The 21,391-nt window shown below is 74.4% G+C and carries 19 protein-coding genes and 3 pseudogenes; 10 read left to right on the top strand and 12 right to left on the bottom strand.

From position 1 onward, the window contains the following. Nucleotides 1-37 precede the first annotated feature (37 nt). Nucleotides 38-742, top strand: coding sequence for a polysaccharide deacetylase family protein (locus ACLF5H_RS27655; RefSeq protein ID WP_421678739.1), 705 nt, complete (start codon nucleotides 38-40; stop codon nucleotides 740-742). Here ACLF5H_RS27655 and ACLF5H_RS27650 read toward each other — a convergent pair whose 3' ends face one another. The 3 genes and pseudogenes from ACLF5H_RS27650 to ACLF5H_RS27640 all read right to left on the bottom strand — a co-directional run. Then, entirely contained in the window at nucleotides 743-1,243 is a 501-nt protein-coding gene (locus ACLF5H_RS27650) for a hypothetical protein (protein WP_421678720.1), read from the bottom strand. Beyond that, nucleotides 1,240-1,530: pseudogene (locus tag ACLF5H_RS27645) on the bottom strand (hypothetical protein); the annotation flags it as partial. The pseudogene ACLF5H_RS27645 and the gene ACLF5H_RS27650, both read right to left, overlap by 4 nt. Then, nucleotides 1,491-1,928 (bottom strand): annotated as a pseudogene (locus tag ACLF5H_RS27640) (MGDG synthase family glycosyltransferase); the annotation flags it as partial. The pseudogenes ACLF5H_RS27645 and ACLF5H_RS27640, both read right to left, overlap by 40 nt. Before the next feature lie 236 nt (nucleotides 1,929-2,164). Here ACLF5H_RS27640 and ACLF5H_RS27635 point away from each other — a divergent pair. Next, nucleotides 2,165-3,022: a ribonuclease BN gene (locus tag ACLF5H_RS27635; RefSeq protein ID WP_421678719.1), complete on the top strand. Its 858-nt coding sequence runs from the start codon at nucleotides 2,165-2,167 to the stop codon at nucleotides 3,020-3,022. Nucleotides 3,023-3,215: 193 nt separating this feature from the next. On the opposite strand, the gene ACLF5H_RS27630 is transcribed toward ACLF5H_RS27635, so the two are convergent. The 5 genes from ACLF5H_RS27630 to ACLF5H_RS27610 all read right to left on the bottom strand — a co-directional run bounded on the left by ACLF5H_RS27630 (nucleotide 3,216) and on the right by ACLF5H_RS27610 (nucleotide 11,970). Then, a complete protein-coding gene (locus ACLF5H_RS27630; RefSeq protein ID WP_421678718.1) occupies nucleotides 3,216-6,041 on the bottom strand; it encodes an NHLP bacteriocin export ABC transporter permease/ATPase subunit in 2,826 nt (941 codons plus the stop codon). Beyond that, nucleotides 6,041-8,266 (bottom strand): NHLP family bacteriocin export ABC transporter peptidase/permease/ATPase subunit, encoded by a 2,226-nt coding sequence (locus ACLF5H_RS27625; RefSeq protein WP_421678717.1) that lies wholly within the window; start codon nucleotides 8,264-8,266, stop codon nucleotides 6,041-6,043. The genes ACLF5H_RS27630 and ACLF5H_RS27625 overlap by 1 nt, the downstream gene beginning before the upstream one ends. After that, complete coding sequence (locus tag ACLF5H_RS27620; protein ID WP_421678716.1) at nucleotides 8,263-9,069, bottom strand: HlyD family efflux transporter periplasmic adaptor subunit; 807 nt, start codon at nucleotides 9,067-9,069, stop codon at nucleotides 8,263-8,265. The genes ACLF5H_RS27625 and ACLF5H_RS27620 overlap by 4 nt, the downstream gene beginning before the upstream one ends. A 104-nt stretch (nucleotides 9,070-9,173) precedes the next feature. After that, the gene (locus ACLF5H_RS27615; protein ID WP_037652534.1) at nucleotides 9,174-9,389 is read right to left on the bottom strand and encodes a hypothetical protein; all 216 of its coding nucleotides are present in this window, start codon (nucleotides 9,387-9,389) and stop codon (nucleotides 9,174-9,176) included. 436 nt (nucleotides 9,390-9,825) lie between these two features. After that, entirely contained in the window at nucleotides 9,826-11,970 is a 2,145-nt protein-coding gene (locus tag ACLF5H_RS27610; protein WP_421678715.1) for a SpoIIE family protein phosphatase, read from the bottom strand. Nucleotides 11,971-12,236: 266 nt separating this feature from the next. On the opposite strand from ACLF5H_RS27610, the gene ACLF5H_RS27605 reads away from it, so the two are divergent. From ACLF5H_RS27605 to ACLF5H_RS27595, 3 genes are all read left to right on the top strand, one after another. After that, nucleotides 12,237-12,524: a hypothetical protein gene (locus ACLF5H_RS27605; RefSeq protein ID WP_421678714.1), complete on the top strand. Its 288-nt coding sequence runs from the start codon at nucleotides 12,237-12,239 to the stop codon at nucleotides 12,522-12,524. Nucleotides 12,525-12,639: 115 nt separating this feature from the next. Beyond that, nucleotides 12,640-13,008, top strand: a complete 369-nt coding sequence (locus ACLF5H_RS27600; RefSeq protein WP_421678713.1) for a DUF6479 family protein — start codon at nucleotides 12,640-12,642, stop codon at nucleotides 13,006-13,008. Between the two features lie 131 nt (nucleotides 13,009-13,139). Then, nucleotides 13,140-13,325, top strand: coding sequence for a hypothetical protein (locus tag ACLF5H_RS27595; protein ID WP_421678712.1), 186 nt, complete (start codon nucleotides 13,140-13,142; stop codon nucleotides 13,323-13,325). 120 nt (nucleotides 13,326-13,445) lie between these two features. Here ACLF5H_RS27595 and ACLF5H_RS27590 read toward each other — a convergent pair whose 3' ends face one another. After that, on the bottom strand, nucleotides 13,446-14,030 hold the full coding sequence (locus tag ACLF5H_RS27590) for an isochorismatase family protein (RefSeq protein ID WP_421678711.1): 585 nt from the start codon (nucleotides 14,028-14,030) through the stop codon (nucleotides 13,446-13,448). Between the two features lie 77 nt (nucleotides 14,031-14,107). Continuing rightward, nucleotides 14,108-14,545 carry a MarR family winged helix-turn-helix transcriptional regulator gene (locus ACLF5H_RS27585; protein WP_421678710.1) on the bottom strand — a complete coding sequence of 146 codons (438 nt, stop codon included), beginning with the start codon at nucleotides 14,543-14,545 and terminating at the stop codon, nucleotides 14,108-14,110. 156 nt (nucleotides 14,546-14,701) lie between these two features. Between ACLF5H_RS27585 and ACLF5H_RS27580 the strand changes: the two genes are divergently transcribed. After that, nucleotides 14,702-17,761 carry an FAD-linked oxidase C-terminal domain-containing protein gene (locus tag ACLF5H_RS27580; protein WP_421678709.1) on the top strand — a complete coding sequence of 1,020 codons (3,060 nt, stop codon included), beginning with the start codon at nucleotides 14,702-14,704 and terminating at the stop codon, nucleotides 17,759-17,761. A gap of 127 nt (nucleotides 17,762-17,888) precedes the next feature. Here the strand turns inward: ACLF5H_RS27580 and ACLF5H_RS27575 are convergent. After that, nucleotides 17,889-17,939 (bottom strand): annotated as a pseudogene (locus ACLF5H_RS27575) (hypothetical protein); the annotation flags it as partial. A gap of 36 nt (nucleotides 17,940-17,975) precedes the next feature. Here ACLF5H_RS27575 and ACLF5H_RS27570 point away from each other — a divergent pair. Genes ACLF5H_RS27570 through ACLF5H_RS27555 form a run of 4 tightly spaced genes read left to right on the top strand, consistent with a single transcriptional unit; the run spans nucleotide 17,976 to nucleotide 20,651 of the window. Continuing rightward, nucleotides 17,976-18,482 carry an enolase C-terminal domain-like protein gene (locus tag ACLF5H_RS27570; RefSeq protein WP_421678738.1) on the top strand — a complete coding sequence of 169 codons (507 nt, stop codon included), beginning with the start codon at nucleotides 17,976-17,978 and terminating at the stop codon, nucleotides 18,480-18,482. Nucleotides 18,483-18,513: 31 nt separating this feature from the next. After that, nucleotides 18,514-19,533 (top strand): SDR family oxidoreductase, encoded by a 1,020-nt coding sequence (locus tag ACLF5H_RS27565; protein ID WP_421678708.1) that lies wholly within the window; start codon nucleotides 18,514-18,516, stop codon nucleotides 19,531-19,533. Between the two features lie 4 nt (nucleotides 19,534-19,537). Beyond that, nucleotides 19,538-20,038, top strand: a complete 501-nt coding sequence (locus tag ACLF5H_RS27560; RefSeq protein ID WP_421678707.1) for a metallophosphoesterase family protein — start codon at nucleotides 19,538-19,540, stop codon at nucleotides 20,036-20,038. Between the two features lie 22 nt (nucleotides 20,039-20,060). Continuing rightward, on the top strand, nucleotides 20,061-20,651 hold the full coding sequence (locus ACLF5H_RS27555) for a GNAT family N-acetyltransferase (RefSeq protein WP_421678706.1): 591 nt from the start codon (nucleotides 20,061-20,063) through the stop codon (nucleotides 20,649-20,651). Between the two features lie 90 nt (nucleotides 20,652-20,741). On the opposite strand, the gene ACLF5H_RS27550 is transcribed toward ACLF5H_RS27555, so the two are convergent. After that, the coding region (locus tag ACLF5H_RS27550; RefSeq protein WP_421678705.1) for a VWA domain-containing protein at nucleotides 20,742-21,391 on the bottom strand (650 nt) is incomplete at its 5' end.

The following is a 21,391-nucleotide window of genomic DNA, read 5'->3' as shown; positions in this document are numbered from 1 at the left end:
GTGGCGGGCATCCGTGCCGTCGGCGCGCGCCCTGCGCATGGCCGCCGCGCTGCTGCCGCTCGGGCTCGCGGGCGCCCATGTCGGCCCGGCCGCCACCTGGCTCCCCGCCGTACGGCTGCCGCTGTTCCCCCGGCTCGCGGGCACCGGAGCGCCCCACCATGTCGCCCTGACCTTCGACGACGGCCCCGACCCGGTCGCCACGCCACGCTTCCTGGACGCCCTGGACGGGCTCGGCGTGCGCGCCACCTTCTTCGTGCTCGGCGAACACGCGGCGCGCCATCCCGCGCTGGTCGCGGAGACCGCACGGCGCGGGCACGAGATCGCGGTGCACGGCTGGCGCCACGACCGGCCCTGGCACCCCGCCCTCGCCCGCGAACACGAGGGCGTCGCCCGCACCGCCCGCGCCGTCCACGACCTCACCGGCCGCCGCCCCCGCTGGTACCGGCCGCCCTACGGCATCCTCACCTCCCCCCGCTGGCTGGCCGCCCGGCGCGCGGGGCTGCGACCGGTCCTGTGGTCCGCGTGGGGCAAGGACTGGCGCGCGGACGCCACCCCGGAGTCGGTACGCGCCCTGGTCACCGGGCAGTTGCGGGGCGGCGGCACGATCCTGCTGCACGACTCGGACCGGCAGTCCGCGCCCGGCTGCTGGCGATCGGCCCTCGACGCCCTGCCGGGCATCGTCGGGGACTGCCGGGAGGCGGGGCTTGCGGTGGGACCGCTGGGGGAGCACGGGGTCGGCTGATCAGGAAGACGAGGGGTCGGCGCGTTCGGCGCGTTCGGCGCGTTCGGCGAGTTCCGCCACCGCCGCCATCGGGTCCGCCCGGAACAGGGCGCGGGCCCGTGCCGCTCTCGCCGGGGCCGCGGACGACAGGTCGGCCAGTGCCGCCAGCAGGCCGGGCGGGTCCGGGGCGAGGGCCGACAGGCCCAGGTCGGCCATCCGGCGGACGCCCTCCAGGCCATGGCCCGGCAGGGGACGGTAGCCGATCACCGGCAACCCGGCCGCGAGGGCCTGGACGGCGGTCTGCCCGGCCGCGTTGTCCAGCAGGGCGTGCGAGGCGCGCAGCAGCCCCGGCATGTCCGCGACCCAGCCGAGGGCGAGCACCCCCGGAACCCGGCCGATCCGTTCGTACAGCCGTCGGTTACGACCGCACAGCACCACCGGCAGATACCCGGCACCGGCGAGCAGCGCGGCGGTGGCCTCCGGCCGGGACGCCGCTCCCCAGGCACCCGCGGACAGCAGCACCGGCGGCCGGCCGGGCCCAGCTCCGTGATCGCGGCGGTCATGCCGGGGACGCCCATGCCGGCGGCGAGCGTGGGGAGCAGGTCGGCGAGGGAGCCGGTGCCGTACTCGGGCAGCGGGGCGGTGGCCAGGGCGGCTCCCGCCAGCGCGCCGCGCCCGGGGCCGGGGCGGCGAACGGCGGGGCCACGACGGGACCGGTCGGCACGGCCGGCACCCCGAGACTCCCGCGCACCTGACGGGCCGCCGCGTCCGTCAGGCACAGATAGCGGTCGTTGCCCGGGTGCAGCCACTGCCGGTGCACGGCGAAGTCGACCAGACAGACCGCGCTCGGCACCCGCAGCCGCCCCCGCGCCCGCAGATGCCCGGTCAGCTGCGCGGCCAGATGGAAGACCGACACCACGACATCGGCGTCCACCCGGTCCACGAGAGCGAGCAGCCGCTCCCCGGCGAGCCGCGCCAAGGGCACCCCGCTCGGCCGGGTGCCGCCGGGACCGCCGCGCAGGAACGCGTCGTAGACCCCGGCGTAGATCCAGGGCGCGTGCCGGACCACCGCCTGGTACCAGCCGCGCAGCCCCGCCCCGAGCCCGCGGGGCAGCAGCGTCAGCACGTCGACGACGTACGGCTGATGGCCGTACGTCCCGGCCCGCCGCGCCAGTTCGGCGGCGACCGTGTCATGACCGGCCCCCATGCTCGCGCTCAGGATCAGCGTCCGGCGCCGCGGGGGCACCTCGGCAGATGCGCACACGGGCACCGATTCTCCGGGCCGGGACGGCCGAACCGGACGACCCGGGCCGTGCCGCGCCGCCTCGATGGACCCGACTGGCCGACTCCTCCGTGGCGGGACGCCCGGTCCGTGCCAGAGTGAAGCCAGGCGCGCGTTCACGCCGGACCCGCACGCGCGCGGCGGTGAGCACGGGAGGTGCCGTGAGTCGGTTGCGGCGCGGCCTGCACCGCGCTTGGCGGTGGATCCGCGTCCAGGCCCTGTTCGCGCACGGCCGGGAGCTGGAGCTGATGCACCGGGCCATGGGTTTCGCCACCCTGGCGCTGGTGACGCTGGCGCCGCTGCTGATCGTGGTCGCCGCCGCGGACCCGCTGGTCCAGGGCGGGTTCGCCTCCTGGCTGACCGACGGGATGGGACTGTCCGGCCCCTCGGCGCGCGTGGTCACGGACGTCATCAGCCCCCCGCACAACGTCATCGGCACCACCAGTGCCTGGAGCGCCGTGCTGCTCGCCGTGTTCGGCGTGTCCTTCGGGGGCAGCGTGCAGAACGCCTACGAACGCATCTGGGGTCTGGCCGCCGGGCCCTGGCACCGGGTCTGGCGGCAGGCCACCTGGCTGATCGTGCTGACGGCCTACCTCTACCAGGAGGTGGCGACCAAAGCCGCGCTGCACGGCTCCCAGCGGATCCTGCTGTCCGGGCTCAGCGGTGTGCTCTTCTTCTGGTGGGGGCAGCACTTCCTGCTCGGCGACCAGGTCCGCTGGCGGGAACTGCTGCCGGGCGCGCTGGCCACCATGGTGGGCCTCGCCGGGCTGCGCGCCTTCTCCTACCTCGTCTTCACGCCCCTCATCGTGACCAACGCGCTGAGCTACGGCGCGGTCGGCACCGTTCTCGTGCTGGAGTCCTGGCTGATCGGCGTCGGCTTCGTCATCTACGGCGGCGCCCTGTTCGGCCGCTGGTTCTGCGAGCACCACTGGGTGATGCCGGTCCATCTGCGCCGACATGAGCACGAGGACGAGGACGGCGGGGAGAACGGGCGCCCAGGGGAGGACGAGGCCCCCTAAGGGACCGACCTGGCGTCCCCTCGGGGACCGACGGTTCCAGGGGCGGGAGCTTACCCGGGGGCGGTACGCGACGGTCCGGACCGGGGCGCGACGACCCGGGGCCATAGGTCCGGTGGTGGCCCCTCGCGTGGCGGGCCGGGCCCGGGACGTGGTGAGTCCGATCTCGTCGTCGCGCACGCGGGTGCCGACCGCCCTACGCCAGCTGCCGTCGCACCAGTTCATGCAGCCGCCCGGCGGTGTCCGCGAGCAGTTCGGCCGGGCTGCCCTGCTGGATCACGCGGCCGTCCTCCATGACGATCACCCGGTCCGCGTCCAGGACCGTGGACAGGCGGTGGGCGATGACGACGCGGGTGGCGTTCAGTTTGCGGGTGCTGTCGATGACGATGCGCTGGGTGTCGTTGTCCAGCGCGCTGGTCGCCTCGTCGAAGAAGAGGATGCGGGGGCGGCGGATCAGCGCCTGCGCGATCATCAGCCGCTGGCGCTGCCCGCCGGAGACCGAGCCGCCGCCGGAGACGATGGTGTGCAGGCCCATCGGCATGCGCCCGATGTCCTCCGCGAGCCCCGCCATCTCGGCCGCCGCCATCGCCTCCTCGGGGGTGTACGGCTCGGTGCCGCAGATGACGTCCAGCAGGGAGCCGGTGAAGGGCTGGGCGTGCTGGAGCACCACCCCGCACTGGCGGCGCACCGCCGACTGGTCGAGCGCGGCGAGGTCCTGGCCGTCGTACAGGACGCTGCCCGAGAGCGGCGGATCGAAGCCGATCAGCAGCCGCAGCAGGGTGGACTTGCCGCAGCCGCTGGGGCCGACGACCGCGACGAACTCGCCCGCCCGGACGGCGAAGTCGACCTCGTCCAGGACGAGCGGGCCGTCGTCGGAGTACCGGAAGGACAGCTTGCGGGCCTCCAGCGCGCCGGTGAGCGGACCGGGCCGGGTGCTCGCGGCACGGACCTCGGGAGCGGCCTGGAGGACCGGCCGGATCTCCTCGAACAGCGGCAGCGCGGCCACCGCCGACACCAACGAGCCGGTCAGCTGGGTGACGGAGGTCAGCACCATCGTCACCGAGGTGTTGAAGGTGAGGAAGTCCGCCGCCGACAGCGTGCCCTTCGCCGGGCCCGCCAGCAGCATGAACATCAGCAGCGAGCACACCGGCAGATAGACCGCGCCGAGCACCGCGGTGAGGTTCTTGATCCGCCCGGCCTTCTGCTGGAGCTCCCGGCCACGCGCGAACTCCCGTGCCCACGCGGCGTACGCGTAGTTCTCGGCGGCGGCGACCCGTAGCTTGGGCAGCCCGCGCAGGGTCTGGAACGCCTGGTTGTTCAGCCGGTTGCCGAGCACCACAAGACGCCGCTGCCAGCGCACCTGCCACAGCCCGAGCCCCAGGAACACGGCCGCGATCACGACCAGCATGCCGATCGCCGCGAGCGCCATCGGCACGCTGTACCACAGCAGCAGACCGAGGTTCATCGCGCCGACCGTCACCGACTGGGCGACCACCGGGCCGACGCCCGCCAGCATCCGGCGCATCGCGCTGATCCCCATGGCCGCACTGGCCAGTTCGCCGGTGGAGCGCTGGGCGAAGAACCGGGTGGGCAGCCGCAACAGCCGGTCCCAGACGGCCGGTTGCAGCGCCGCCTCGACGCGCCCCTCGAGCCGCAGGATCGACAGGTTCTCCAGCAGCGTGAACGCCGCCGACACCACCCCGCTCACCAGCACCGCCAGACACACCTGGACGATCAGGCCCTCCTCGGCCCTCGGCACGTACTCGCCGAGCACCTTGCCGGTCGCGACAGGCACCAGCGCGCCGATCGCCACCGTCACCAGACCCGCGAGCAGCAGCCCGAGCAGATCGCCGCGGGCGCCGCCCAGCGTGAACCGGAGCAGCCCGAGCGGCGAGAGCGCCTTGTCGGGCAGCGGCCGGTAGAACATCACCGCGCGCGGCTCGAACTCCTCCGCGTTCGCCTTGCCGACGGGCGTCTCCCGGCCGCTGCCGGGGTGCACGGCCGCATAGCCGCCGCGCCGCCACAGCAGGGCGACCGGCGCCCCGGACAGCGCCCGCTGCCCCACCAGGGGGCCCACGTCCTCCCGCCACCAGCGTCCTTCGAGCCGTACGGCACGGGTGCGCACCCGGGAGGCCAGCGCCACCCGCTCCACCGGATCGAGGCGCTCGCTCTCGCCGCCGCCGCGCGCGGGCTCGGCGAGCCTGATCCCGGCGGCCTCGGCGACCAACGCGCAGGCCGCGTACGTGGCATCGGCGTCGGCGGCCGTCGTGCGACGCCCCGAGCGGCGGCCGATCGAGGCCAGCAGGGTGCGGTCCGCCTGGGCGCTCGCCGCCTCACCCGCCCTGATCCCGGCGGCCGTTCGCGTCTCGTGGCTGCGCTCCAGCTGCTCGATCCAGCGGTCCAGCGCGGTCAGCAGCCGGTACTGCTGGTCGACCAGCGACTGCCACAGCGCCGGGTCCATCAGCAGATCGGCGGCGGCCTCCGCGCCGTACAGGGAGCCGTACTGGACGCTGCCGGGCGGCACCTGCATCCAGAACACGTCGTCGTCCGTGGGGACTTCGGGCCGCTCCTCGGCCAGCGGGGCCTGGAAGAGGACGGACAGGCCGCGGCCGACGCCGAGCGCGAGGGCGTACTCCAGCGGGCTGGACGCGGGCGGCACGTACTGCGGCCGCCCGTACTCGTCGTACGACCAGGTCTGGGTGCCCGTCTGCTGGTACAGCTCACGCAGGTTCACCCGGTGCACCACGCAGTCCCGCGCCGGGCGGGCCACCAGGGTGTGCCGGGGGCCGGCGACCGGGCCGAGCAGCAGCGCGCCCGCGTCGAGGCGGCCCAGATGGTGCCAGTGGCCCTGCTGCTCGGCGTCCACCGCGAACAGGTCCAGGGCGCCGGCCGCCACCAGCCACAGCACCTGGGGGTCCGCCAGGTCGAGGCGGGTGAGCCCGGCGCCGTCGACCCGGGTGCCGAGCGCGCCCAGGGCGGCGAGCACCAGATCGCCGTCGTACCCCTCCTGAACAGACGTCATCAACGCTCCCTGACCAGCGCCGCGTACGCGCCGCCGCGCGCCACCAGCTCCTCGTGCCGCCCGCGTTCGACCACCGTGCCGTGCTGGAGCACGACGATCTCGTCGCTGTCGCGGACCGTGCTCAGCCGGTGCGCGATCACCACACAGGCGCAGCCGCGCCGCCGCAGGTTGTCCATCACCACCAGCTCGGTCTGCGCGTCCAGCGCGCTGGTCACCTCGTCCAGCACCAGGACGCTGGGCCGCCGCACCAACGCCCGGGCGATCTCCAGGCGTTGCCGCTGTCCGCCGGAGAAGTTGCGGCCGTCCTGCTCGACCCTGCCGTGGATGCCGCCGGGCCGCCGGGCCACCACCTCGTACAGGGCCGCGTCCTTCAGCGCCTCGACCACCGCCTCGTCCGGGATCGAGGGGTCCCACAGGGCGACGTTGTCGCGCACCGAGCCCTCGAAGAGGAACACCTCCTGGTCCACGAAGGAGACGGAGGCGGCGAGCGCGCCGCGCGGGATGTCCTCAAGGCGTCGGCCGTCGATCCGGATCACCCCCTCCCAGGGCGCGTAGAGGCCCGAAATGAGCCTGGACACCGTGGACTTGCCGCTGCCCGAGCCGCCCACCAGCGCCACCTGCCGCCCCGGTCCCACGGTCAGGTCGAACCCGGACAGCAGCGGCTTGTCCAGCGGGCTGTAGCCGAACGCCACGTTCTCCAGCTCGACATGGCCGCGCAGCCGCCGCGTCTCGTCGCCGGGGCCGCCCCGCGCGTAGAGCGGATCGGCCTGGAAGTTCTCCACGTCCTTCAGCCGGGCCACGTCGGCCGCGAAGTCCTGGATGCGGCCCGCCACCCCATTGAGCCGGGTCAGCGGTGCGGTGAAGCGGGTGACCAGCGCCTGGAAGGCCACCAGCAGACCCACCGAGATATGCCCCTCGACGGCGCGCAGACCACCGATCCACAGGATCAGCGCGCTGTTGAACGTGGCCAGCGTCGGGGCGACCACCCCGAGCCAGGCGGTCGGCACCCCGAGCCGCTGCTGCTCCTCCAGCGTGGCGGCGTGCTGCCCGGCCCACTTGCGGAAGTAGCCGTCCTCGCCGCCGGTCGCCTTCATCGTCTCGATCAACTGGAGCCCGGTATAGGCCGTGTTGGTCAATCGGGCGGTGTCCGCGCGGAGTTTGGCCGTACGGGTCGCGCGCAGTCGTACGACCAGCCGCATGGCGACGATGTTCAGCAGGGCCACACCGATGCCGAGGAACGTCAGCTGGGGGTCGTAGGTGTAGAGCAGCACCGCGTACAGCACGACCACGATCGCGTCCACCCCGGCCGCCGCGAGGTCGCGGGCCAGCGTCTCCGCCACCTGGTCGTTGGACTGCAGGCGCTGCACCAGGTCGGCGGGGGAGCGCTGGGCGAAGAACGTCACCGGCAGCCGCAGCAGATGACGCAGGAAGCGGGCGCTGGTCAGGGTGGAGGAGACGATCCGGCCGTGCAGCAGATTGGCCTGCTGGAGCCAGGTCAGCACCAGGGTGAGCAGCACACAGGCGGCCATCGAGGTGAACAGCACGCCCAGCAGCGAGGTCTGCCCGCCGATCAGGAACATGTCGATATAGGTGCGGCTCAGCGCCGGTACGGCCGCGCCGACCGCGACCAGCAGCAGGCTGGCCAGCACCGCGGCGGGCAGGGTACCGGCGGTGCCGCGCAGCCGGGCCGGCAGCGCGCCGAGCACGCCCGGCTTGCGCCCGCCGCGGGTGAAGTCCGCGCCGGGCTCCAGCACCAGGACGACACCGGTGAAGCTGCCGTCGAACTCCTCCAGGGGCACGAAACGGCGGCCCTTGGCGGGGTCGTTGATGTGGATGCCGCGCCGGCCGAGGCGGCGGCCCGTCCCGTCGTAGACGACGTAGTGGTTGAACTCCCAGAACAGGATGGCCGGGGCGCGCACCTCGGCGAGGGCGGCCAGGTCCATCTGCATGCCCTTGGCGGTCAGGCCGTAACCGCGCGCCGCCTTGAGGAGGTTGCTGGCGCGCGAGCCGTCCCGGGAGACGCCGCAGGCGATGCGCAGCTCCTCCAGCGGGACGTGCCGCCCGTGGTGGCCGAGGACCATCGCGAGGGAGGCGGCGCCGCACTCGACGGCCTCCATCTGGAGCACGGTGGGCGTACGGACCGTGCCGGTACGGGACGCGGGGGCCGGGCGCCGGGCGGGGGCGGCGCGTCTGCGGCGGCGGGTCTCCTCGGGAGCGGGCGTCACGGGAGCAGCCAATCGACGGGGTGCTGGTCGGCCAGCCGGACGGAGGCGGAGGCGAGGGTCATGGAGGCCGGCCGGAACGGCGGCCCTTCGGCGGTCGACCACCGGTAACCGCTCCTGGCGGTGCGGGAGGTGTCCAGTGCCACGGTCACGGCGACCGGACGGCCGCCCTGGGTGAACTGCCGGCCGAGCTGGCTGTCGCCGAGGAACGCGGCGATCGACTGCGCGGACTGCGCGGCCCGGTCCACCGAGCGCACCCGGCCGCGCAGCACGCCGTAGCGCTGCGCCGGTACGGAGGAGACGGTGAGGTCCACGGCGGCGCCCGCGGGGACGGCGGCGGCGTTCTCGGCCGGGACGTACACGGTCGCGTACAGCGGGTCGTCCGGGTGCGCGACCTTCTCGACGGCGGCCACGTCGGTGCCGGTCCCCACGATCTGCCCGATGGTGGCGGTGAGCGTGGTGATCCGGCCCGCGGCGACCGTGCGGACGATCGAATCCCCTTGCGGGGTACGGACCTTGACCACGGGGGCGTTGGCGGGCAGCTGCCGGCCCTGGCGGGCGAGGACGGCCGTCACCTGCCCCGCCACGGGGCTCTGGAGGACGTAACTGCCCTGCCCGTGGGTGAGGATGGCGTCCGCGGTCACCGTGGAGGCGACCGATCCGGTCACCGCCCAGACGGAGGCCGCGGCCATGACGGCGACGGTGACCCCGAGCGCGAGCCGGCCCTGCGGGCGGGCGAGCCGCACCGGGAGGTCCAGCTCCTGGGGCGACTGGAGTCTGGCGAGGGCCTGTTGGCGGAACTGCACGGAACTTCCCTCACCTGTGGGGGAGTCGCGGGTGGTTCGGGACGCCCGAGAGCCCCGGAGCCGGGGGACGGCTCCGGGACCGACGGGTGACAAGGAGGGCTCGGTCAGAGACCGGCGACCAGGCCGGTGACCGGGGCCACGTTCAGGCCGGTGACACCCTCGACCGTGCCGATGGCCGTGTTGGCCAGGTCGGAGACCGGGGCGATGCCGTTGACGGCGCCGGTCACGGTGTTGAGGGCGTTCACCTGGAGACCACCGGAGACGGCGTCCAGCTCGGCGTCGGCGATCTCAGCGGTCTGGACCTGGGGGGTGGAGTTCATGATGGAACTTCCCTTCATATGGATATTCACAAGGGGGGAACGGGCCCCTCCGGTCGACAGGCGATCAACAGGAGGAGGGCCGCGGTGCGAAGGATCAAAGCACGGGCGCCGTCCGCGCCTCCACTCGATCAGGGCTCTCACCAGGGAACTTGATCCACGAAGGGCTGCAACCGTGCAGGCCCGGGCACGGCTTGTCGGCGACTTTTTCACATGCGGCACGGCATCGTCGCGGCCGCGGGGTTGCCTCGGGCGGCGCGTCCGGCACGGCATCCGCCCGGGGCGGCCCCGGGGCGCCCGGATGTGCAGAAGCGCTGACCGTGGCGCCTTGGTTGAGCATTCAATGTGCAGATTCGCTGAAGCGGGGATTCCGGTACGTGTCAGGAACTGAACGTCATCGATCGCTCGCCGACCGTGTTGTTCCGGGCGCGGGGCGCTCTCAGTCGCCGCGCGCCCGCAGGAGCAGCAGCGCCACATCGTCCCGCCGCGCCCCCGCCGGCACGCTCCGGCGCACCAGCTCGTCCGCGAGAGCCTCCAGCGGCAGGTGGCCCGACTCCGCGAGGCGTGCGCTCAGTTCCGCGAGGGCGTCCTCGATGTCCACGCCGGGGGATTCCACCAGGCCGTCGGTGTAGAGGACGAGGACCGAACCGGGCGTGAGGGCGACGTCGGTCGTCGGGTACGCCGCCGCCGCGTCGATACCGAGCAGCGGGCCCCCGGCCAGGTCCAGCACCCGCACCTGCCCGTCGGGCCGCCGCAGCAGCGGCGGCGGATGTCCCGCGCGCGCCATCACGGCGAGCCCGGCCGCCGGGTCGAGGCGCAGATACAGACAGCTGGCGAACAGTTCCGCGCCCAGGTCGATCAGCAGCCGGTTGGTGCTGGCCATCACCTCGTGCGGGCCCTGCCCCACCGCGGTGTACGCCCGCACCCCGGTGCGCAGCTGCCCCATCAGGCCCGCCGCCGTCACGTTGTGCCCCTGCACGTCCCCGATCACCGCCGCCGTCAGGGGCCGGGCCGCGACCAGGTCGTAGAAGTCGCCGCCGATCTCCATGCCATGGGTGGCCGGCAGATACCGGGCCGCCGCCTCCACGCCCGGCAGCGACGCCAGCGAGTGCGGCAGCAGCGCCTGTTGCAGCCCGTGCGCCAGCTGGTGCTCGGCGTCGTAGAGCATCGCGCGCTCCAGGGCCTGTGCGATCAGCCCGCCGAGGGCGGTCAGTACGGCCCGTTCGTCGGCGGGGAAGAGCCGGGGCTCGGCGTACGCCAGCACACAGGTGCCGACCGGCCGCCCGGAGGCGATCAGCGGCAGGTACGCCCAGGCCGCGAAGCCGTCCGGGCTCCCCTCCCGCTCCGGGTAGAGCCGCTCCAGCTGCTCCCGGGACTCGAAGAACGCGGGCACCCCGCTGCTCAGCGCCCGCATGCCCGGGGTCCGCTCGGACAGCGGCAGCCCCTCGAACCGCTCCACCATGCGCGGGTCGTCGTATCCCCGATGCCCCAGCAGATGCAGCCGCCCGCCCTGCGGCGAGGCGATCGTCAGCGCCCGGCAGCCCACCGCGGGCGCCAGCTCCTCCCACACCAGCCGCACCACGTCCCGCACCCCCACCGCCTCGGTCAGCGCGCCCGCCAGGTTCAGCACCTGGGAGATCGTCACCAGCCGGGACGGCCCCGCCTCCACCGGCGCGGCGGCCGGTGCCACGTCGGCCATCGGACGCGTCCGGCCGATGCGCACGCTGAGCCCGGTCAGATTCGGATACAGGCGGAACGACAGCCAGTCGCCGGGCGGCCGCAGCGCCACGAACGAGGTCGGCTGCTGGCTCAGCAGCGCGGCCCGGTAGCGGTCCTCGTAGGTCGGGTCGTTCAGCCAGGGCACCGCGACCCACGGCAGGGCGCCGAGCAGTTCGCCCGGGGTCTTGCCGAGCAGGGTGGCGGCGACCGGGCTGACGTAGCCGATCCGGCCGTGCAGATCCAGCGACGCGAGGCCGTACGGCAGCCGGGCCACCATCCGCGCGGCCTCCACGGAGCCCAGGGTGCCCGCGACCTCGGGTCCGGGCGCCGCGAGCAGATCGCGCTCACGGCCCAGGGGCCTGCGCTCCCTCGCGGCCCGGGCGAGCCGCAGCGCCAGCCGTTTGCAGGCCGCCGTCAGCCGAACGCGCTCCTCGGTGGACAGCTCCGGCGGATGGCTCCCGGGCCAGGTCACGAACACCGCGCCGTACACCTCGTGCGCCGTGGCCAGCGGCAGCGCGGCCAACGCGAACGGGTACGGCAGCACCACCGCGATCCGCGGATAGCGCCCCGCCATCTCCTCCTCGCCGCCCACCCACACCAGGCGCCGCTTGCGCACCGCGTCCGCGACCGGCACCGACGCGCCGAGCCCCAGCCGCTCCCAGGGCGCCGCGAACGCCCGGGGCAGGCCCGCGTGCACCGCCATCTCCAGGACCGGTTCGTCGGGTCGGAGCAGGTACACGGCGCCGGAGTGGGCGTGCACCTCCTCCATCATCGCGGCCAGGGCGACCGACAGCACCGGCTCACCGGCCGGTGTCCCGGCGGCGGCCGCCCGTGCGGGCCCTGGCCCGTCGGACACGCCGACCACCTCCTCCTACGGCCGCGTGTCGCGTCCCGGACCAAGACTCCCCCGTGGCGGCGCCCACCGCACGGCGAGCGCGCCCCCGCCCGTCCCCGGACGCCGGGGGCGGTACGACTCGCCGTGCGGCCGGGGCGGGTACGACGCGTACGACTCGCCGTCGTGAACAGCGGCGGAGCCATGGCGTCGGCCACCAGGACGCCGTCGGGCGTGTCGGGGTGCTTGGTTGCGGGTTGGACAGGCGCGCCGACCGGACCGCGCCTAGATTCGATGGGGTGGCACACACCTTCGAGGAACTGGTGCAGAAGCAGCGGGCGGCCGACGCGGCCCACACCATGGTCGAGGAGCTGCGGGAGACGTACGGTCCGCCGGCCGAACGCGGCATGACCGGCGCTCAGTCGGGCACCTACGAGACCGCCCTGCGGGCCTGGCGCGACCTCGCCCGCGATGTGCAGACCGCGCTGAGCGAGTACGCGAAGGACACGGGCCGCCCGCGCGCCGACATCGAGGCCGAGGTGGAGCGCGCCGCCGCGGCGCCGGGGGAGAGGCCGCCCACGGGCTGACGGGTGACCGGGCTGACGGGTGACCGGGCTGACGGGTGGCCGGGCCGATGGGTGGCCGGGGAAAGGCCCACGTGCGAGCGGGTATTCGTCGCCGCGCCCCGGGTACCCGGCGTCCATGAACACTGCCATGTACGAAGCGGCCACCAGCAGGCAGGTCTTCGGCTACGTCCTCATCCTGGTCGCCGGGGTCGTCCTGGTCGGCGGACTGGTCTGGGCGGTCCGGCTGGGCTTCAAGGTGCGTCAGCGCGAGCCCGTCCCACCGAGCCCGCAGGAGCAGCCCAAGCTGCCGCCGACGGGCCCGGTCCGCGAGGCCAGCGAGATGCGCGAGCCCCGCGATGTGCCGAGGGCCGGCGGCGAGAGTGAGCGGCTCACCCCGCACCAGGTCGACAACATCCGCTCCCGGCGCGCCGACGACCAGCGGCGTCCGCGCTGGTCACCGGGGTCCAGCGGATCCTTCGGCGGCGGGGGCGGCGGCCGTACCTGAGCGTCCCCGGCCGCCCGGCCCCCGTTTACGGGGCGGGCCGGGCGGATACCCGCAGCGGACAGTCCAGGCGAGGTCCCCGGGGCCGTGACGCGGGTCCGGGGCCGCCGTACGCAGAGGGTGGATGACACGACGTGATCGCGCAGCCGACCGAGAAGCCGGACATACCGCGGACCGAGACGGGGTGGGCGCAGGCGCACAGCCGCCGGGACCGGCCGGAGCTGGGGGTGCGCACCTGTGTGCCCGCCGTCCCGGACCGCACCGGGGACTGGCGGCAGGGAAACGGCCCCGAGGACACCATCGTGCGCGGCGAGGACTGAGCGCACGGCACACCCGCGGCCCCGGACACCGCACCGGCCCGGCCCCTCGCGCGAACGAGGGAACCGGGCCGCCGCGGTGTCCGGCCGCGGGGTTCAGCCACGCGTCACCGGAGACGGGGTTCAGCCGTGCGTCTTCGCCAGCAGCTCCAGGACCTCCGCCGTCGTGCCGGTCTCGCCCAGCCGCGGGAAGATCTTCTCGACGCTGTGGGCGTGCGTCGCGGCGTCGCGGTCGGCCATCGCGTCGGTGGCCAGGGTGACGTGGTAGCCCATGGCGTAGGCGTCACGCGCGGTGGACTCGACGCCGATGCTGGTGGCGATGCCGGTCAGCACGATCTGGGTGACACCGCGGCGGCGCAGCTGCACGTCCAGGTCGGTGCCGAACAGGGCGCTCCAGTTGTGCTTGGTGACCTGGATGTCGCCCGGGTGGCCGGTCAGTTCGTCGACGATGACGTCCCAGCCCTCCGGGAACGCCGCGCCGCCGCCCTGCTGCTCGGTGCGGCCGGGCATGACGTCGGAGAAGTCGGCGGCGAAGGAGACCCGGACCAGGGCGACGGGCAGGTTCCGGGCGCGGAACGCCTCGGCCAGCTCCACCGAGCGGGACAGCACGTCGGCGCCCGAGTGCGGCTGCGTGGGGGAGCCCACGATGCCGTGCTGGAGGTCGATCACGACGAGGGCGGTACGGGGGTCGAGCGTGGTGAGCGACATGAGTCGGTCAGGCCTTTCGAGGGGTTGTTTCCGGGGTCGTTCAGGGTCCTGCGGGGTTTCGCGTGTTCGTCCGGCGGCTACGGCCGCGACAGCCGCTGCATCAGCTCCAGTGCCGTGAGGATCGTCTGCCGCTCCTCGTCGCTGTACCGGTCCTGGAAGGCGCGCGCCAGCCACTCCTCGCGCACCTGCTTGTTGCCCTCGATACGGGCCCGGCCGGCGTCGGTCAGGGTGACCAGCTGGCGGCGGCCGTCGTCCGGGTCGGGGGCGCGGCGGATCAGACCGTGCTGCTCCAGCCCGGCCAGCGTGGTGGCCATGGACTGCGGGCGCACCCCCTCGGCGGCGGCCAGCGCGCTCGCGGTGGCCGCGCCGTGCTTGCCGACCAGGGTCAGCGCCGACTCCTGCGACGGAGTCAGGTCCGCGTCCTGGGCGACCTCGCGGATGCGGCGCCGCAGCCGGCTGAACGCCACCCGCAGGTCGCGTGCCGCCCGGACCGCCGCGTCGGAGATGTCTTCCACGCCGGTCACCCTAGGTCCGTCAGGCTGGGCTGTCCAGCCGAAACTGTTCAGCTTTGCCTGAAGAAGTCTCGGGTACTCGTCGGACGGCCCGGGAGCCCCCCGGAAAGGCGGCCGGAGAAACCGGAGAAGACGGTCCGGCGGACGCGAGGAGCACGGATGACCCCTGGGGACAGGAGCGGCACCGGCGGCCCGGCCGACCGCGCCGCACTGATCGCCGCCCTGCGTGCCGAGGTGGACGGCGAGGTCCGCTTCGACGCGGGCAGCCGCGGCGCCTACGCCACCGACGGCTCCAACTACCGGCAGGTGCCCCTCGGCGTCGTCGTCCCCCGCACGGTCGAGGCGGGCGCCCGCGCGGTCTCGGTGTGCGCGCGCTTCGCCGCCCCCGTCCTGTCCCGGGGCGGCGGCACCAGCCTGGCCGGACAGTCCACCAACACCGCCGTGGTGATCGACTGGAGCAAGTACTGCACCGGTCTGATCACCGTGGACCCCGAGCGGCGCACCTGCGTGGTGGAGCCCGGCATCGTCCTCGACGAACTCAACGCCCGACTCGCCCGCCACCAACTCCAGTTCGGCCCCAAGCCGTCCACCCACAGCCACTGCGCGCTCGGCGGCATGATCGGCAACAACTCCTGCGGCGCCTCCGCCCAGGCGTACGGCAAGACCGCCGACAACGTCCGGCGCCTGGAGATCCTCACCTATGACGGGCAGCGCGCCTGGGTCGGCCCCACCCCGCCCGCCGAACGGGCCCGGATCATCGCGGGCGGCGGCCGGCTCGCCGAGCTGTACACCGGCCTCGACCGCATCGCCACCGACCACCTGGCCGACATCCGCCGCGGCTACCCGAAGATCCCGCGCCGCGTCTCCGGCTACAACCTCGACTCCCTGCTGCCCGAGAACGGCTTCGACGTGGCCAAGGCGCTCGTCGGCAGCGAGGGCACCCTCGTCACCGTACTGCGCGCCGAACTCGACCTGGTGCCCGTCCCGCCGTACCAGTCGCTGCTCGTCCTCGGCTACGACGACATCTGCGCCGCCGCCGACGACGTCCCCCGCCTCCTGGAGCACTGCTCACCCACCCAGCTGGAGGCCCTGGATGGGCGCATGGCCCAGCTGATGCGCGAGGAGGGCGCCTACCTCGACTCCCTCGACATCCTTCCCGAGGGCGACAGTTGGCTGATGGTGCAGTACAGCGGCCACAGTCAGGAGGACGTCGACGGGCAGGCACACGCCCTGCTGCGCGCCGTCGGCCGCGACGGGAAGAGCCCCGGCGTCGCCTTCTCCGACGACCCCGAGCGCGAGCAGAAGATGCTCAGGGCCCGCGAGGCCGGGCTCGGCGTCACCGCGCGCCCGCCGGACGACCGCGAGACCTGGGAGGGCTGGGAGGACTCCGCCGTACCGCCCGAGCACCTCGGCGACTATCTGCGCGACCTCAAGCGGCTGTTCGAGGAGTTCGACTACGACCACCCCTCGGTGTACGGCCACTTCGGGCAGGGCTGTGTGCACACCCGCATCCCCTTCGGCCTCAGGACCGCCGCGGGCGTCGCGGACTTCCGCCGCTTCCTGGAACGCGCCGCCGACCTCGTGACCTCCTACGGCGGCTCGCTCTCCGGCGAACACGGCGACGGGCAGGCCCGCGGCGAACTGCTCACCCGGATGTTCGGCGAGCGACTGGTCGGCGCCTTCGGCGAGTTGAAGGATCTCTTTGACCCGGACGACCGGATGAATCCCGGGAAGATCGTGCGACCCCACCCCGTCGACGGGCAGTTGCGCCTCGGCGCGGACTGGCGGCCCGACACCCCCCGGACCCGCTTCGGCTTCCCCGACGACGAGCGCTCCTTCACCCGCGCGGTGCTGCGCTGCGTCGGCATCGGCAACTGCCGCAGCCACTCCGGCGGGGTCATGTGCCCCTCGTACCGGGCCACTCGGGAGGAGGAGCACTCCACGCGCGGCCGGGCCCGGCTGCTGTTCGAGATGCTGAACGGGCACGCCGACTCCGCGATCCAGGACGGCTGGCGCTCCACCGCCGTACGCGACGCCCTCGATCTGTGCCTCGCCTGCAAGGGCTGCACGTCCGACTGCCCGACCGGCGTCGACATGGCCACCCTCAAGGCGGAGTTCCTCTCCCACCACTACGAGGGCCGCCCCCGGCCCGCCGCGCACTACGCCCTCGGCCGGCTCCCGCTCTGGGCCCGGCTGTCCCGGCTCGCGCCGTCCCTGGTCAACTCCGCGCTGCACGCGCCCGGTCTGGCCCGCGCGGGCAAGCTGCTGGCCGGGGTGGACGGCTCCCGCGCGGCCCCGGTGTTCGCCGAGGAGTCCTTCGTGCAGTGGTGGCGCGCCCGCGCCGACCAGCCGCCGGACCCGGCCGACCCGCGCACCGTCCTGCTGTGGCCGGACACCTTCACCACCTACTTCCACCCCGCGATCGGACGCTCGGCCGTCCGGGTCCTGGAGGACGCCGGATTCCGGGTCGCCGTCCCCACCCGGCCGGTGTGCTGCGGCCTGACCTGGATCTCCACCGGCCAACTCGGCGCCGCAGAGCGGGTGTTGCGCCTCACGCTCGATGTGCTCGGGCCCTACCTGGAGGCCGGCACCCCGGTGATCGGGCTCGAGCCCTCCTGCACCGCCGCCCTCCGCTGCGACGCCCCCGAACTGCTCCCCGACGACCAGGACGTCCGGCGTCTCGCCGGGCAGGTGCGCACCTTCGCCGAACAACTCGTCCACCACGCCCCGCACGACTGGCGGCCGCCCGCACTCGCCCGCCGGGCCCTCGTACAGACCCACTGCCATCAGCACGCCGTCCTGAAGGACGACGCCGACCGCGCGCTGATGCGGCGGGCCCACCTCGACGCCGACGTCCTCGACGAGGGCTGCTGCGGACTCGCCGGGAACTTCGGCTTTGAACGCGGCCACCACGAGGTCTCCATGGCCGTCGCCGAACAGGGCGTGCTGCCCGCCGTACGGGGCGCCGCGCCCGACAGCCTGGTCCTCGCCGACGGCTTCAGCTGCCGCACCCAGATCGAGCAGGGCGGCACCGGCCGCCGCGCGCTGCACCTCGCCGAGGCCCTGGCGTCCGCCCTCGACGGCAACCTGCCGAGCGACCACCCCGAGCGACTGGCCGACCGCCCGTCCCCGCCGTCCCGCACGGCCCGCTGGGCGACGACCGCCGCCCTCCCCGTGGGCGCCGCACTCGCCCTGCGCCTGCTGCGGCGCCGCGCCTGAGGAGCCCCGCATGAGCGACCTGCCGCCCATCGACGCGCTGGACACCGCCGTCCACACCCTGCCCACCGACACCCCCGTCGCGGGCGGCGCCGAGCAACTGGACGAGGGGCAGGCCGAGGAGGCGGGGCTTGAGGTCCCACAGAGCGATGCCGACGGCGGAGATCGCCCGGACGGCCACGCCCGGCAGCCCGGCGTCGCGTACGGGCAGGTACCGGTGTACGGCAGCGGCGGCTTCACGACCTACGACGCCGAGCGACAGGACCGCCAACTCCGCCACTGGACACCTGAGTCGGGCATCCCCCGAGTGAAGATCAAGATCGGGGAGTCCTGGGGCCGCCGTACCGGACGCGACCTCGAACGCGTCGACCGGGCCCGGGTGACCGCCGGCGACGGCGCGGAGCTGTACGTCGACGCCAGCGGCGCCTACACCGGCGGCCAGGGCCGCCGCCTCGCGGGCTCCCTCGCCGACGCGGGTGTCACCTGGTTCGAGGAACCCGTCTCCTGCGACCACCTCGCCACCCTCGCCGACCTGCGCCACCGGCTCCCGACGGACGACACCGCCGGTGAATACGGCTACCCGCTCCCGTACTTCGCGCAGCTGATCGACGCCGGAGCCGACGACTGCCTCCAGGCCGATGCCACCCGCTGCGGCGGCATCACCGGCTGGCTGCGCGCCGCCGCCCTCGCCGAGGAGCGTGCGCAGCCGTACCGGGTGCGGTGAACTCAACCATCAGGAAAGGAAGTCGAGCGCCATGCCCACGACCGTCGTCATCACCGGTGCGAGTGCCGGGATCGGTCGCGCCACCGCGCGCCGCTACGGCCGGCGCGGGGCCGACGTCGTCCTGGTCGCGCGGGGCGAGAGCGGCCTCGAAGCGGTCGCCGACGAGATCGCGGCGCTCGGCGGCCGCCCCCTCGTGCGGCCCGCCGACATGGCCGACCCGGCACAGGCGGAGGCCGTCGCGGCCGCCGCCGAGCGGGGGTTCGGCCCGATCGACGTCTGGATCAACTGCGCCTTCGCCTCCGTGTTCGCGCCCTTCGACCGGATCACCCCGGAGGAGTACCGGCGCGTCACCGACGTGACCTATCTGGGCTTCGTCAACGGCACTCGCGCCGCCCTCGCCCGGATGCTGCCGCGCGACCGCGGCACTATCGTGCAGGTCGGCTCCGCGCTCGGCGAACGCTCGATCCCGCTGCAGTCCGCGTACTGCGGCGCCAAGCACGCCGTCAACGGCTTCACCTCGTCCCTGCGCACCGAACTCCTGCACCGGGGCAGCCGGGTGCACATCACCGTCGCCCAGATGCCCGCCGTCAACACCCCGCAGTTCGGCTGGGTCCGCAACCGCCTGGACCACCACCCCATGCCGGTCCCGCCGATCTACCAGCCGGAGGTAGCCGCGCGCGGTGTCGTGTACGCGGCCGACCATCCCCGCCGCAAGCAGTACTACGTGGGCGCCTCGACGGTGGCCACCATCTGGGCGAACCGGCTCTTCCCCGCCCTCCTCGACCGCTACCTGGCCCGCACCGGCTACGACGCCCAGCAGACGACCGGTGTTCCGCCCACCGGCGAGGACAACCTCTTCACGCCGATCGACCAAGACCCCGGGGCGGACCGGGGCGCCCATGGCGCGTTCGACGACCGCGCGCACGCCGACTCCTGGCAGGAGGCCCTGCTGCGGCACCCCGCCACCACGGCCGTCGGCGCGGGAGCGGCCGCGTGTGCCGCCCTCGCGGGTGCACGGCGGCTGAGGCGGTCGGCGAAGGGGGCATGCTGAAGCCGTGCGACTCCTGCTGATGTCCGACACGCATCTGCCCCGGCGCGCCAAGCGGCTCCCGGAGGGGCTGCTGGACGAACTCCCGCGCGCGGACGTCGTGTTCCACGCCGGGGACTGGGTGGACACCGCCACGCTCGACCTGCTGGAGAGCCGCAGCCGCCGGCTGATCGGGGTGTACGGCAACAACGACGGGCCCGAACTGCGCGCCCGGCTGCCCGAGGTGGCGTACGCCGAACTCGACGGCCTGCGCTTCGCGGCGGTGCACGAGACCGGAGCCGCACGGGGCCGCGAGGCCCGCTGCGCCGCCCGCTTCCCCGACCTGGACGTGCTGGTGTTCGGGCACAGCCACATCCCCTGGGACAGCACGGCCCCCGGCGGGCTCCGGCTGCTCAACCCCGGCTCGCCGACCGACCGCCGCCGCCAGCCGTTCCGCACCTACATGACGGCCGAGATCGAGGGCGGGGCGCTCGCCGAGGTGACCCTGCACCGGCTGCCCCAGCGGTAGTACGGCGTGCGATCATCACCGGATGATCTCCAGCGCAGGCGTACCCGACGTCGTACCCACGGGCCGCATGGCCGACGGCGGGCAGCCCGTGCTCGACCTCGCGGCGGGTGCCGAGCTGCGGCCCTGGAGCCCGGACGACGCCGACGCGCTGCTGGCCGCCGCGCGGGATCCGGCGATCGGGCGGTGGAACCTGTTCACCGTCGCCGACCACGCCGACGCCTGGCGCCGGATCGAGCGGATGCACGAGCGGTGGCGGGGCGAGACCGGTGCCGTCTGGGCCGTCGCCAGGACCGGCGGCGCCGCGATCGGACTGATCGGGCTCAATGACATCGACCTCGCGGGCGGCGCCGCGGAACTCGTCTACTGGCTGCTGCCCGAGGCGCGCGGCGCAGGGCTCGCCGTCACCGCGACCCGGCGCCTCACCCGCTGGTCCCTCGACGAGCTGGGCCTGCACCGCCTCCGCCTGTGCCACTCCACCGCCAACCCCGCCTCCTGCCGGGTCGCCGAGAAGGCCGGCTTCACCTTCGAGGGCACGATGCGCGAAGCCCTGCTGCACGCCGACGGCTGGCACGACCAGCATCTGCACGCACGGGTGGCGGGCGACCCGGAGTAGCGGGACGGCCCTCGAAGGCTCCTCGGGGCCAAGGGGCCGGGGGCCAAGGGGCCAAGGGGCCGGGGGATCGGGGGAGCAAGGGACCGGGGTTCACCGCTCGGCCCCCGCCCCCGGCACCGCCCCCGCCCCCGGCACCCCACCGCTGTCCGTCCCGCGCACCACCGCCGCGAGCCGTTCCAGCGCCGCCAGGCTGTGCCCCTCCACGAACGCGTCCACGCTCGGCAGCGCCGCCGCCATCCCCGCAGCCGTCGGCGCGTAACCCGGCCGCGCCTTACGGGGGTTGGCCCAGACCACCCGGTGCGCCAGCGCGTGCAGTCGGCGCATCTGGGCGCCGAGCAGCGCGGGATCGTCGCGCTCCCAGCCGTCGGAGAGCAGCACCACGACCGCGCCGCGCGCCATGCCCCGCTGCCCCCAGCGGTTCAGGAACTCGCGCAGCAGCTCGCCCAGCCGGGTGCCGCCCCGCCAGTCCGGCACCGCCGCCGCGACCGCCGCCATCACCAGGTCCGGGTCACGATGGGACAGTTCGCGGGTCACCCGGGTCAGCCGCGTGCCGACCGTGAAGACCTCCGTACGGCCGCCCCGCGCCGCCGCGTGGGCGAAGCGCAGCAGCGCGTCCGCGTACGGCGCCATCGAACCGCTCACGTCCACCAGCAGCACCACCCGGCGCGGCCGGTCGACGCGCGCGTGCCGGCGCAGCCGGGCCGGTTCGCCGCCGCGCCGCAGCAGTTCGCGCACGGTAC

The sequence above is a fragment of the Streptomyces sp. LaBMicrA B280 genome, assembly GCF_049222185.1.
GTDB classification, from domain to species: domain Bacteria; phylum Actinomycetota; class Actinomycetes; order Streptomycetales; family Streptomycetaceae; genus Streptomyces; species Streptomyces murinus.
This window is presented reverse-complemented; position numbering and strand designations above follow the sequence as displayed.